Below are 12,964 nucleotides of genomic sequence, written 5' to 3'. Positions count from 1 at the left end.
TGTAGTAAGCAGTTAGACGTTCGAAGCCGCTCCAGCCGCGTTGTACACGCGGCCGGAGCGGCGTTGTTGTATCTGATTGCAAAGGCTTGACTTACGCCGCGCGTGTCAGATCCGACTGTCGAACGCCTACTGCGTGAGGCTATGTTTTTGAACTTGGTCATAAAGCGGCGTTCTGCCGCTCAGGACAAAGCGGGCGTTGCGTCCCCGGCGGGCGGACGCGACGTTAGGGGGCAGCTCCACCGATGCCTCATCGTCCACCGCCATCACACCCGAGGACGCATGCCGCGCATCCGCTCCGCCGCCGGCGACGACCTGCGCCACGCGCTCCGCTCGCTCGGCCGCGCCCCCGGCTTCACCGCCGCCGTGGTCCTGATGCTCGCCTGCGGGATCGGGACGAGCCTCCCCCTGCTGGGCGCCGCGCGCGCCGGGCTGGCCGCGGCGCCGGACCGCTCCCCGCCCGCGTTCCCGCGCGGGGCGGACGGCGTGCCGGGTTGGACCGACGCGCTGCGCACCCCCGGCGAGCTGCTGGGCGACGGGCTGCGCGGCGTGCTGGCGGTGGTGCTCGGGGCCGCGCTCCTGGTGCTGGCGGGCACCTGCGTGAACGTGGCCGCGCTGGCCCTGGCGCGCGCCTCCGCCCGGCGCCACGAGACGGCCATGCGCGCGGTGCTGGGCGCCACCCCGGCGCGGCTGCTGGGCGGGCGGCTGGCCGAGCTGGGCGTGCTCGCCGCGCTCGGCGGGGGCGCGGGGGTGCTGGCCGGCGCCGCGTGCCTGCTGGTGCTGCGCGCCACCTGGCCGGGCGAGGGCGGCGCCTGGCTGGCCGCGCCTCCCGACGCCGCCGCGCTGGCGCTCGCCGTCGCCCTCCCCCTGGCCGTGCTGCTGGCGGGCGTGCTCCCCGCGCTCCGGGCCTCGCGCGGGCGGCTGTACGACGCGCTCACCGTGGGCGGGCGCGCCACGCCGGGGCGGCACGAGGGGTGGGTGCGCCGGGTGATCACCGTGGGGCAGTTCGCCGGCTCGATGATGCTGCTGGTGGGCGCCGGCCTCCTGCTGCGCGGCTCGGGCCCCCAGGCCGGCGCCGCCGGGCCGGGCTTCGACCCGCGCGACACCGTCACCCTGCGCCTGGAGCCGCCCCCCGCCGCGGCCGCCGACCCCGTGAAGCGCGCCGCCTTCTTCGACGCCGCGCTGGCGCGGGTGCGCACGGTCCCCGGCGTGCGCGCCGCGTCGCTCGCCAGCCCCGGCGCCTGGCTGGGGCTGGGGCCGCAGGACGACGTCACCTCCTTCTGCCTGGACTGCTCCGAGGGCGGCTTCGCCGCGCCCGTGCTGCACCGCCCCACGCGCCACCACGTAGTGAGCGGGGGCTGGTTCGCCGCGCTGGGAGTGCCCGTGACGGAAGGGCGGCTGCCACGGCCGGGAGCGCCGGAAGTGGCGGTGAACCGCGCCGCCGCCAGCCGCCTCTACCCCGGCACGCGCACAGTGATCGGCAAGACGCTGATGCCCGGCGCCGGCTCCTCCGCCGCCGGCGACCTGTTCCCGCCCGACTTCCTCGCCGGCACGCCCGCCGAGGGAGCCGGGCGCGGAGTGCAGCGCTACACGGTGGTCGGCGTGGTGGGCGACGTGCAGCCCGCCGGGCTCGGCTCGCCCACCGGCGCCGTCCCCGCGCTCTACCTCCCGGCGGAGCGCCACCCGCCCGCCGTCGGCGCGGTCGCCGTGCGCACCGCGGGCGACCCGCTCGCGCGCGCGCCGGCCATCGCGGCCGCGCTGCGCGCCAGGTCGCCGGGGACCCGCGTCTCCGACGTGATGACGATGGAAGAGCGCCTCGCCCGCTACCGCGCCCCGATCGGCTGGTTCGCGGCGGCGCTGGGGGTGGTGGCCGCCTTCGCGGTGGTGCTCTGCTCGGGCGGCGTCTACGCGGTGGTCTCGTTCGGCGTCGCGCGGCGGCGGCGCGAGATCGGGGTGCGCATGGCGCTGGGGGCGCAGCCCGGGCAGGTGGTGCGGCACGTGGTGGGCGGCGGGATGCGCCTGGCCCGCACCGGCGCCATCCTGGGCTTCCTGGGCGCGCTGGGGCTGGCGCGCGCGCTCCAGGAAGTCTTCCGCGGCGTGAACCCGGTGGAGTGGACCGTCTACGCCGCCGTCGCCCTCCTGCTGGCCGCCGTCTCGCTGGCCGCCAGCTGGATCCCCGCCCGCCGCGCCGCCCACGTCGACCCGGTGATCGCCCTCCAGGCCGAGTGAGCGCTCCCGGCTTGGCGAAAAACCCTCTCCCGGTCCACCGGGAGAGGGTTTCGTCATCATCGGGAGGATGTGGATCAGGCCGGCGGCGGCTCGTCGTGCCCCGCGGAATGGCCGGCCGCCACGTACGCCCAGCCGATGCAGAGGATCCAGAGCGGGATCAGCCCCAGCCCCACGGTCCCGATGCCGACCACGATCGCCAGGAAGAGCGTGAACAGCGCGCCGGGCGTGCTGACGTAGAAGAGCCCCAGCGGCCCGAAGAGCGCCGCGAGCGCCACCGCCAGGGCCACGCTCTTGCGCTGGGGCGGCGACGGGGGGTGGTCGGTCGGGAACGGGAGCGGAGCGGCCATGTGCGGTTCGGGAGTCCTGTGGACGTGAGCGCCGCCAATCTCTCGCGCGGGCCGTCGTCGCGAAAGGCCTCCGCCGAATCGTGAACCCAAAGAATGAAGACTACTGATATGATTAGGCATACCGCCCACGCAGAGACGGACTGTGTGCGCCAGCGGCGGCCCGCCAGGCAATGCTCAGTCCACAACCACGCCAGGAGGACCGCCAGCCACCCGAACGGCTGCTTGGCCTCGCTTGCTCACAAGCTGCACATAAATTATCGTTCCAAACGTCACGTTCCTTCTGAGTTTCTCACTCTGGGCTATTAGACCCACGGCACTCTCGTTGTGATCGATCCTCTCCTCAATGCAAATTTACAACAAGCTGCCACACGCCGAGGCCGACGACCTGCCCGCACCTGAGGTTGGAGATTGGGGGTTGCAGAAGTATATGCGACTCTGGAATTATCTCGTGATTTTCACCACCGGCATGAAGTCGAAGCACGACACGCGCGTGTACCTGGACCTCTACGCCGGAGCGGGAAAGGCTATCTTGAAAAACTCGAGGGAATGGGTACTCGGTTCACCTCTCCTCGCGCTCTCCGTCAGGGACCGCTTCGACAAATACATCTTCTGTGATCAAAATGAAAAGAACATCGTAGGACTAACTGAGCGGGTGCAACGGACGGCACCCGACGCTGACGTCACGATCTTGCAGGGGGATGCGTATCGGTTGGCACCTCGACTTCGCGAACTTCTGCCCGCGGAGCGTGCCCTCACCTTCTGCTTTGCGGACCCATTCGACCTCAGGTTCCGCTTTCACACCATTCGGCAGATTGCCGATGGACGAAAGATGGATCTTCTGATCCTCTTGGCTGTCAACATGGACGGGCAACGGAACGTGCCACATTATGAAGATCCGAAGAATGACAAGATCGACCGCCTTTTAGGAAATCCTAACTGGCGCCCTGAGTGGGACAATGTGAAGTCAAAGGGAGTTCCCTTTCCTCGCTTCCTCGCGGACGAGTTCACCGCATCAATGGTGAAGATCGGGTACGAGCGACCGGAGGAAAGGGACTTCCAGCAGGTTACACGCAACGAGGGAACGAACCAGTCGCTCTACTACCTCGCGTTCTATAGCAAGCACCCCCGCGGGTACGACTTCTGGCGGAAGGCCATCGGAAGTTCCACGGAGCAGCGGTCTCTCTTCGATCCTTAAGCAAACGCAAGCAGATCCGGGGTTTCATCCCGCACCGGCATCTCGTCCCAGGTACGTCCATTGAGCATTCTCCCGCCCGCTTTCGGTGTCCGTCCCCCCCATTGCTTGAAGAAAAACGCAACGCCGGCTGCCTCACACTGTTCCTTGATCCCGAGCACCCATTCAGGATTCATCGGGCGGTATCCAATCCCGCTCTCACCGCCAACAATCACCCAGTCAATTCCAGCGAGGTCCAGTTGCAACGGACCGAGTAACGGCTCACACGAAAGAAAACGGACTGTCGCCGGCACCTTCTGGATCTGGTCAATCCGGTACACAGCATTCTGATTTTCCACGCTGGTTCCCATCCAGATGTGTCTGGGAATTTCCCCTGTGGAGAACAGGTCGCGGTTGCGTATGAAAAATCTCGCCGCGCGTGACGGACGTTTCGTGAGGACCTGGTAGGTATGCCGCTTAACCTTGAGCATTACTGTGAAAATATCGCGAACGAATGTTTCAGGAACGTCTACGTGGAAGAGGTCGGACATAGAATTTACGAATACCATGCGCGGATTTTTCCACTTCCCGGGTTCACTAAGTCGGTCTGGCCAAATGCGTACGGAGAAAGGATCTGCAATGTTCTTCTCGCTTCGGACAACGGGTAGCTCTCGGAGGTAAACCTCAGCCAGGCGTGTGTGGGCAAGAGTGTGGGCATAACAGTTGTCGCACCCTGCGCTAACCTTCGTACAGCCGGTGACCGGGTTCCAAGTCGCGTCGGTCCACTCGATGGCACTTCGATCGCCCATGGAGCCCTCACTGAAGCGGAGAAAGAACGTTGGGAGCACGCCTGAGATAATACCGCTCCAGAAAACGATGGTCAATAAAACTCCATGGTGATGCAATACTCTTGATGAGCGTTGTCGAGTCGAGCTTACGTTGATGATCGCCATGGTACTATTCTATACGGCTAAAGGAGATGTTCTCAAGAAAGCTCCCTCGTCCGTTTCCACCCCGTCGCGCGTTGTTCCTGCGGACCGCAGATCCACCTCCCACCGCCGGAAGGAGCTGTCATGCGCCTCCTTCGCCTCTCCGCCGCGCTCCTCCTCGCCTCCGCCGCGCTCGCCTCCCAGACCAGCGGCCCCCACGCCCGCCGCCCGGGCCAGTAGCCCGGCGCGTCGAGATCCGGAACCGCATGTCTCACACGGAGGAAACGGAGCTGATGGAGGGCGTTGCAGGGGGGCTCCTCCGTTACCTCCGTTGACTCGGTGTGAGGCTTTTCGATCCGCGGAATGGAAAGGCCGAGCCCCCGGACGCGGTCCGCGTCCGGGAGCTCGGCGCTTCAGCGGGACGAGCCGCTAATCGAGCGTCACGCTCAACGCACCTTCTTCGCGCACTTCTTGGTGGTGCAGGTGGTGATCGGGTCGGTGGTGGTCAGCTCGCCCAGCTCGCGCTCGATGCTCTGCAGCGGGCTGAAGATGAACTGCACCTCGCCCGTCACCAGGTCCGTCGAGCTCCCCCACAGAATCCCGGCCAGGAACGCCGTCCCGTCGGTGTGCAGCCCGAACACCGGCGAGCCGCTGTCCCCGCCCGCCACGAACGCGCTCACCAGGCTCTGGCAGAGCTGCGTGATCTGCGAGTCGGTCACGCTCACGTTCTCGCAGGTGGAGGCCACCGTCCCCTGCGTCCACCCCGTGGTGCGGCCCACCTTGTTCAGCGTCTGCCCCTGGATCGGCAGCGCCTGCTCGGCCACCAGGCGGTACTGCGGGTTCACCGCGTCGATGGTCAGCATCCCCGGGTCGTCCTCCAGCTGGGCCGTGTTCAGCGTCGCCGTGCGGGCGATGCGCCCCATGCTGAACTCCAGGCCCACGGAGTACCTGGCGCGGGAGGCGTCGCTGTAGCGGCACTGGCGGCCCAGCGGGCACTCGGCGCTCGCCGTGTAGACCGGATCGTCCGCCTCGCGGGCGATGTAGTTGGCGGGGTTGGCGATCAGGCCGCGCTCGGCCTGGTAGTAGTCGGTGGGCGTGTCGACGCCGCCCTGCACGTTGCTGCAGTGCGAGTTGGTGATGAACGACTGCTCGGTGCCGCGCAGCGCGTTGAAGCCGATGGTGCACACCAGCGTCAGCGGGCTGGCCGGGAGCGGGAAGAAGTTGATCTGCAGCCCGCCGTGCGCCGGGCGGATGCGGTCACGCAGGGAGGCGGCCCGCACCACCGGCGCGCGCAGCTGCAGCACCGTGGCCGAGCTGGGGACGCCCAGGTCGGTGAGCGTCTGCGCGATGCTCGCCAGCGCCGCCGCGTCCACCCCGCCGAAGCGCAGCCGGTTCTTCCCCTCGTCCAGGTCGCTCGACACCGCGCCGGGGAGCGCCAGCGCCTTCGGCCACGCCACGCGGTACCAGGAGTCGAGCTGCACGTAGTCGTAGTCCGCCTGGCGCACCTTCAGGTCGCTCGCCGTCCACCCGAAGCTGGTCAGGAAGCCGGCCAGCGCGGCCTCGGCCGCCGGGCGCTGGCTGGGGTCGGTGAGCCACACCGTGGGCGCGCCGGTCTCGTCGATGAAGTACCCGCCGAACCCGGGCACCGCGCGGGCCACGGCCAGCTGGTCGGGCGTCGGGTCCTGCGACACCTGGGAGATCGCCTCCGAGAACGCCGGCCCGGACGCCAGCGGCCCGGCTTCCGTCGGGTCCGACGCGCGGTCGCAGGCGGCGGCGGCGACCAGCAACAGCGGGAGCATGAAACGACGCATGAGGTCCTCCTCCACGGACTGTGGGTGAGATGGAGTTGTCCAGCTACCTTCGGGTTTCCGCTGGCTCGGCCCGGACCCGACTGCGCCCGGGAAGAAATCCGCCGCCGCTCAAGGCAACCGGCACGCCCGTCGGATCACAGCCCCCATCCGCCCTCCGGCACGTCACTCCGGCGAGGACCATGGGCATCCTAAGCTGTTGGATCGCAGATGCTTGGATTTTCAGCGAGACGGCGCGGCGGCCCGGAAGCCGGCGTGCCATGCGCCACGGCAGGACAGGAGGCCTTCACAGAAATAGTGCAGCCCACGATTGCAGCTTCACTGTTTTATTGAGAGGGGCGACGGGGAAAGCCCTCGGCACCGGAGTCACCGGGGCGCGTCCACGGAGCGGCCCCGCTCCCCACGGCGGGCGATGGCGAACCGGGGCTATTCCTTCGCCCGGGCCCGGCGCTACGTTGAGGTTCTCGCGTGGGGACGTGATCACACCAGAACGGGAGGAGGCCGGGATGGGCGAGCCCCAGCAGACCAGCGTGCTCATCCGCGTCCAGGCGCGCGGCGGGAAGTTCCTCGGGCCCGGCGTGCGGTACTCGCTGGTGTCCGTCCTGAACGGGAGCGAGGTCCTCTTCGGGCCCGTCCAGGCAGCCGGCGATTCGGGGGTCGTCGATAGCAAGGCCGGAGATCCGTTCGCCGCGGCCGCCTCGCGGGACGTGATCGCCGTGCAGCCGACTCCGTCCGGCCCCCCCGCGGGCGGGTACTGGCTCCTGCCCGACGCGGCGACCGCGGGCGTGACCGCCACGTTCCCGCTCGCCGAGCCGGCGCTGCTCGAGTTCCGCGCGACGGCGCTGTACGACACGAGCAGCCCGGTCACCGCTTCGGTGATGATGTGGGTGGTCCCCGGGATGCAGCTCACCAGCGAGCCGGGACTGCTGCTCAGCATCCCGGGGCTGAACGTGTCGGTGGCGCCCACCGTCGGCGCGGAGGTCGGCGTCACGGCGACGGTCACCATGATGTGCGGGTGCCCGGTCACCACGCCCACCTGGCCGCCGCCTTCCGGGGGCCCCGAGCCCTACTGGCCCGCGCCGGAGTTCCAGGTCGTCGCGGTGCTGACGCCTCCGTCCGGCTCTCCGGCCACGCAGACGATGACGTTCCAGGGCACGAACACGTTCACGGCGTCGTTCCCCCTGCCGCCCCCGGGCGAGTCCACGGTCGCCGTCTACGCCGTGCAGCAGGCGGAATCCAACGTCGGCTACGCGCAGTCGACGTTCACGATCGAAGGCTGACGGCGGGCCGGCGAAAAGACTTTTCTCACGCAGAGTAAGCAGAGTCAACAGAAGGGGTTCTCTGCTTGCTCTGCGTGAGGCCCGATGTTTTCTGGATCCGGTATCGGGGTCGTATGACGGCACCGGGGAGCCCCGCCGCGGCTCGCGGCGGGGCTTCGGCTCGCTTCGGAAGGCCGCGCCCGCCTCACCCGGCCTTCTCGCGCGCCAGGTCGACGAACGCCTGCGCTGCCGGCGGGACGCGCGGTATGCGGCGAGCACCGCCGCATCGCGACCCGACGCCGTTCCCGTTGACGGCGCGCCGCGAGACTGCACCGGGATGGCGCGGACCGTGCACGAGCACGGCCGTCCGCGCGGCGCCGCCGGCTCCCGTGGAGGAGACGGCCGATCGGCCTTCGGCCGACGCGACACGCTGGATTCCGCGTCCGGTGCCTTCCACCCGCACCCGGTGCTCCGTGCCTCACCATACCCCTTCCCGGCACTTCTACCGGGCGTTCGCCGACCTCGCCCGCGGCGCTTCCGAAGCCGCGCGGATCCTGCACGAGATCCTGGCGGAGCCGCACCCGTTCACCCGGCTCCTGGACGAAATGACGGAGGTGGAGCGCGTATCCGCCGATGCCCGGCAGGAGCTGGTCGCCGCGATCGACGGCGTGACGGTCACGCCGCTGGACCGCGAGGACGTCCACCAGGTGGCGTCGGGGCTGGGAGGCCTGGTGAGCCTGCTGCACGACACCGCCCGGCGCGTGCAGGACCTTCACCTGACCCGCACGCGGGAGGCGGCGCGGGCGCTCGCGCACCTGCTGGTGCGCGCCACCCGCTGCATCGAGGAGTCCGTGGTCCAGCTCAAGCGCCCGGCGGTGCTGGTGGAGAAGCGCTCCGAGATGGAGCGTCTGTGCGAGGAGGGGATCGCCATCTACGACCGGGCCTCCAGCACCCTGTTCTCAGGTGCGCCGGACGCCATGGAAGTGCTGCGCTGGAAGGAAGTCTACGATGCGCTGGAGCACGCGCTGGCCGAGTGCAGGGGCGTGCAGAACATGCTGTCCAGCATCGCCCTGGAGAACCGGTAGCCCCGTTGCGGGAGTCTGCGGGCCGCGCTCGTCCGGCGAGCCGGAGGGCGATCGCGGCCGCCGCGCCGCTTCACCGCCAGGATCGTGCAGGCTGCCCGCGTCCGCCGGGCGGGAAGCTTCCCGGTGCGACGCCCGCACTCAGGGCGCGCTCGTCGGAACTCCCTCCCGGGCAAGAGCCGCCGCGGCGTCCAAGCGGCAGGCGGCTCGCCGCACCGCCTCCCCGCGCTCCTCCTCCGGAATCCCGTGACAGGCCTCCAGCTCGCGGAGCGCCGCGGTGAAGCAGTCGGCGATCTCGCGGTCGCGAAGCAGGCCGAGCCCGTGCAGTCGCCGGCCCAGGTGATCGATCCGGGCCGCGGCGCGGTTCAGGTGGGTATGCGAGTGGGCATCCTCGCGCAGCCCGCTCGCGAGCGTGCGGATCGCTCCGGTGAAGGACGGCGGTTCCTCCATGCTTCCTCCCGGGAACGGGTCGCGCGGACGACGCAGGTTCCGGCGGCTGCGCGTGGAAGTACCTCCGGCACTCCCCGGGCACGCCGTCCTCTCCTTCGCGAGGGAGCGCGCCGGGCGTGGGGAGGGGACGCGCGGGAGAGCCGTACCCCCCTCAGGGGCGGCGCGGCAGACGAACCGTGAAGGTGGTGCCGCGCTCTTCCGAAGATTCCACCTCGATCCTCCCGTTGTGCGCGTTCACGATCCGCTCGGCGATGTAGAGTCCCAGGCCGAGGTTCCCGGACGGTCCGCTGGCCGCGGTGTTCCCCGTCGTCTCCCTGGCCTTCATCGCGTTGAAGATCCCGTCCAGCCGGTCGGCCGGGATCGCGGGGCCGCGGTTGTGGATCGCGATCGTGACTTCCTCTTCGTCTCCACCGACGTCGACCGAGACGATCGTCCCATCCGAGCCATGCTCCAGCGCGTTGCCGACCAGGTTGGTCAGGGCCTGGGTGATCCGCGCCGCGTCCCACTCACCCCGCTGCTCGCCGCGCGCCTCGACCCGGAGCGTCCGCAGCGGATGGGCCGCCGCGATCTCGTCGACGACGTCGTGCACGACCTTTCCCATGCTCGTGTCGGCACGCACGATCGGGATGCCCCCCCCGAGACGGCTCCGGGTGAAGTCCAGGAGGTCGCCGACCATGTGGTTCATGCGGGTGGAGCTGCTGACGATGCGGGACGTGAGCGTCAGGTGGGGCTCTTTCAGCTCCTGCGTCTCGAGCATGAACCTCGCCGACGTGAGGATCGCCCCCAGCGGCGTGCGCAGGTCGTGCCCCAGGATCGCGAGGAACATCTCCTTCGAATGATCCAGGTCCTGCGTATACCGCGAAATCGACTCGGCCAGCGATTGGTCGACGGCCTCGTTGAACCGCGTCAGGTCGGCGAGGTCGGTGGGTGCGACCTCTCGCTGCGCTTCCGTCCAGAGCCGGATCACGCTGGCCCTGAGGGCGCGGTACTCGGCGACCATCTGCTCGACGCTGAAACCGCTTTCAGCCCGGCCGGCCCCGTGTTCCTCGGCCGCCGTCGCCGCACCGGCAGCGTCGTCCGGTGCATTCCCCTTCGCTTTCTCGGACTGCTCGTCGCGCGTCTGCGGGGTCTCGAGGTCCGCGGCGATCGCCGTGAGCATCTCGCTGGCATGATCGCGCAGCGCCACGATGTCCATCGCGCCGCCGGCCGGTGCGCACGTCCGCGCGAACGCCTCCCACTCCGCCAGGATCGGCTCGCGGTTCGCCACGATGAAATCGGCTAATCGCACCACGCCTCCGGTTCGCTGCAGATACCCGAACGGCTGGCTGCGCAGCATTTTCGCGGCCACAGCCGACCGAACCGTCGTTCGCCGCCGGAGGGGGGACGCTCCGGATCAGCCTTGGCCCCGCGAGAGTCTGGGCGGGAATTGCGCCCCCGCAGCCGGTGGAGGCGAAACCTGCGCCCGGCACGGCACGGCTCCGTGACGGGCAGCCCTGGCAGGCCGCGCCCGCCTCATCCGGCCTTCTCCCGCGCCAGGTCGACGAACGCCCGGACCGCCGGCGGCAGCTCCGCATCCCGTGTGCACAGCGAGACCCGGGCAGCCACGAGCGGCGGCCGCAGGCGCACGATTCGAACCCCGGCGACGCGAAAGCGGCTTACGCTCACGGGCACGATCGCCACCCCTACCCCGGCGCCGACCAGCTCCGCGATCATGTGCCACGACTGCGCCTCCTGCGCCACCCGGGGCGCGAACCCCGCGGCGTGGCAGGCGGCGGCGATCCGGTCGTACAGCTCGGGCGCCTGCGCCCGCGGGAAGGTGACGAACGGCTCGCGCGCCAGGTCGGTCAGCGCCAGGGAGCGCTCTGCGGCGCGCGGGTGCGTGGAGGCGAGCAGGGCCACCAGCCGCTGGCTCCAGCTGCGCCAGCAGCGCAGCTCCGGCCCGGTGTCCGACTCCGAGAGCAGCCCGACGTCGACGGAGCCCTCGCGCAGCGCCTGCGCCAGCGGCGCGCTGGACATCTCCCGCAGGTGCAGCCTCACGCCGGGCCGCGCGGCCCGGAAGCGGCGCACGAGCCGCGGGAGCAGGGGAAGCGCCCCGAGTATGACGTAGCCGACCGAGAGCGAGCCGAGCTCTCCTCGCGCGACCGCCGCGGCCGAGTCGACCTCCCGGTCCAGCTCCGCCAGGATCCGCGTCACCGCCGCGTGCAGGTGCGCGCCCGCCGGCGTGAGCTCCACGCGGCGGCTCGTGCGCGCGAAGACGGGAAAGCCGAGCAGCTCCTCCAGGCGGCGGATGCGCTGGCTCAGCGGCGGCTGGGCGATCCCGAGCCGGGCGGCGGCGCGGCCGAAGTGGAGCTCGTCCGCCACGGCCGCGAACTGCCGGAGGAGAGCCAGGTCGATTCGCCGATCCATATCCGGAAATTACTGGAAATCGTGGCTTCATGATATTGGACTTACACGGTGCCCCGTGTCTAGATTGCCGGTACGGCTCCCGGACGAGATCCCAAGGAGACCCATGACGATCGGGACAGGCTTCCATCGATCCACCGCGCAGTGGGCCGCGGCCGCGTCGCTGGTGTGTCTGGGCGCCGCCGCGTGCGGCCCGGCCGCAACCCAATCCGCGGAATCGGCGCAGGCGCCCTTCCCGCGGCGGCTCGATGCGGGGCTGGAGCGGCTGGACACGGTGGTGCGCGCCACCCTGCGGCAGCGCGACGTTCCCGGGGCTGCCGTCGCGGTCCTGCGCGGCGACACGCTCGTCTTCGTCCGCGGCTACGGGCTGGCGGACCGGGAGCGGAACGTCCCCGTCACCCCCGAGACGATCTTCCAACTCGCGTCCACCACCAAGCCGTTCACGGCCACCGCGGTCCTGATGCTGGCCGAGGAGGGGAAGGTGGACCTCGACGCACCCGCCGCGCGGTACCTGCCGTGGCTCCCCGCCAAGTACGCGGCGATCACGCCCCGGCAGCTGCTCACGCACACCAGCGGCGTCTACCCGGACGTGCGCCGCGCCAACGTCGACGAGATCACGCCGGAGGAGTTTCGCCGCCGCCTGGACGAGCAGCCCGTCTCGTTCGCTCCGGGCGCCCGCTGGCAGTACGCCAACGCGGGATACACGCTGCTGGCCGGCATCGTGGAGAGCGCGAGCGGCGAGGACCTGGGGGCCTTCTTCGGCCGGCGGATCTTCCGCCCGCTCGGGATGCAGAGCGCCGGCTACCGCGTCGCCGCGACCGGCGACGCCCGGCACGCCGTGGGCTACGACCGCGTGGAGGGACGGCTGGAGCGGGCGCCGCACGTCTTCAGCGGGTGGGGGAACAGCGGGATCGAGGCGAGCGTGCTGGACCTCGCCGCCTGGGCGGCGGCGCTGGAGCGGAAGCGGCTGCTCGCGCCGGAGAGCTGGCGGGCGATGCTCGCGCCCGCGCGGCTGGCGTCGGGCGAAGAGGCGCGGTTCGAGTTCGGCGAGGCGCCCGGGTCGGGCTACGGCCTGGGCTGGTTCCTGAGCAGCTACGGGGGCGAGCCGCTCGTCACCCACGGCGGGGCGATCGCCGGGTTCAGCTCCATCGTGAACCGCTTTCCCCGGCGGCGGCTCACCGTGATCGTGCTGAGCAACGGTAAGCAGGGGGCGGACCGCCTCGGCCAGGCCGACGCCATCGCGCGGGCGATCGCCGACGCGCTCTGGTAAAGGACGGTGGATTCCCTAT

11 protein-coding genes are annotated in these 12,964 nt (G+C 70.2%); 5 read left to right on the top strand and 6 right to left on the bottom strand.

From position 1 onward, the window contains the following. Positions 1-279 precede the first annotated feature (279 nt). Positions 280-2,226 (top strand): FtsX-like permease family protein, encoded by a 1,947-nt coding sequence (locus VF746_07790; protein ID HEX8692301.1) that lies wholly within the window; start codon positions 280-282, stop codon positions 2,224-2,226. Positions 2,227-2,300: 74 nt separating this feature from the next. On the opposite strand, the gene VF746_07785 is transcribed toward VF746_07790, so the two are convergent. After that, a complete protein-coding gene (locus VF746_07785) occupies positions 2,301-2,573 on the bottom strand; it encodes a hypothetical protein (GenBank protein ID HEX8692300.1) in 273 nt (90 codons plus the stop codon). A gap of 343 nt (positions 2,574-2,916) precedes the next feature. On the opposite strand from VF746_07785, the gene tcmP reads away from it, so the two are divergent. Continuing rightward, positions 2,917-3,768 (top strand): three-Cys-motif partner protein TcmP, encoded by an 852-nt coding sequence (gene tcmP, locus VF746_07780; protein HEX8692299.1) that lies wholly within the window; start codon positions 2,917-2,919, stop codon positions 3,766-3,768. On the opposite strand, the gene VF746_07775 is transcribed toward tcmP, so the two are convergent. Both VF746_07775 and VF746_07770 read right to left on the bottom strand, forming a co-directional pair. Then, entirely contained in the window at positions 3,765-4,553 is a 789-nt protein-coding gene (locus VF746_07775; protein ID HEX8692298.1) for a phage Gp37/Gp68 family protein, read from the bottom strand. The two genes, tcmP and VF746_07775, sit on opposite strands and share 4 nt — an antisense overlap. A 566-nt stretch (positions 4,554-5,119) precedes the next feature. After that, positions 5,120-6,484, bottom strand: a complete 1,365-nt coding sequence (locus tag VF746_07770; GenBank protein ID HEX8692297.1) for a hypothetical protein — start codon at positions 6,482-6,484, stop codon at positions 5,120-5,122. A gap of 503 nt (positions 6,485-6,987) precedes the next feature. Between VF746_07770 and VF746_07765 the strand changes: the two genes are divergently transcribed. After that, a complete protein-coding gene (locus VF746_07765) occupies positions 6,988-7,761 on the top strand; it encodes a hypothetical protein (protein ID HEX8692296.1) in 774 nt (257 codons plus the stop codon). A 452-nt stretch (positions 7,762-8,213) separates the two neighbouring features. After that, entirely contained in the window at positions 8,214-8,825 is a 612-nt protein-coding gene (locus tag VF746_07760; GenBank protein HEX8692295.1) for a hypothetical protein, read from the top strand. Positions 8,826-8,963: 138 nt separating this feature from the next. Here VF746_07760 and VF746_07755 read toward each other — a convergent pair whose 3' ends face one another. From VF746_07755 to VF746_07745, 3 genes are all read right to left on the bottom strand, one after another. Further along, on the bottom strand, positions 8,964-9,272 hold the full coding sequence (locus tag VF746_07755) for a hypothetical protein (protein ID HEX8692294.1): 309 nt from the start codon (positions 9,270-9,272) through the stop codon (positions 8,964-8,966). A gap of 151 nt (positions 9,273-9,423) precedes the next feature. Next, complete coding sequence (locus tag VF746_07750) at positions 9,424-10,608, bottom strand: sensor histidine kinase (protein ID HEX8692293.1); 1,185 nt, start codon at positions 10,606-10,608, stop codon at positions 9,424-9,426. Positions 10,609-10,784: 176 nt separating this feature from the next. After that, complete coding sequence (locus VF746_07745; protein ID HEX8692292.1) at positions 10,785-11,678, bottom strand: LysR family transcriptional regulator; 894 nt, start codon at positions 11,676-11,678, stop codon at positions 10,785-10,787. A 103-nt stretch (positions 11,679-11,781) separates the two neighbouring features. Here VF746_07745 and VF746_07740 point away from each other — a divergent pair, with 103 nt between their 5' ends. Then, the gene (locus tag VF746_07740; protein HEX8692291.1) at positions 11,782-12,945 is read left to right on the top strand and encodes a serine hydrolase domain-containing protein; all 1,164 of its coding nucleotides are present in this window, start codon (positions 11,782-11,784) and stop codon (positions 12,943-12,945) included. Positions 12,946-12,964 lie beyond the last annotated feature (19 nt).

The sequence above is a fragment of the Longimicrobium sp. genome (assembly GCA_036389795.1).
Lineage (GTDB): Bacteria > Gemmatimonadota > Gemmatimonadetes > Longimicrobiales > Longimicrobiaceae > Longimicrobium.
The sequence above is the reverse complement of the archived record's forward strand: the minus strand, read 5'-3'. Positions and strand labels throughout refer to the sequence as shown.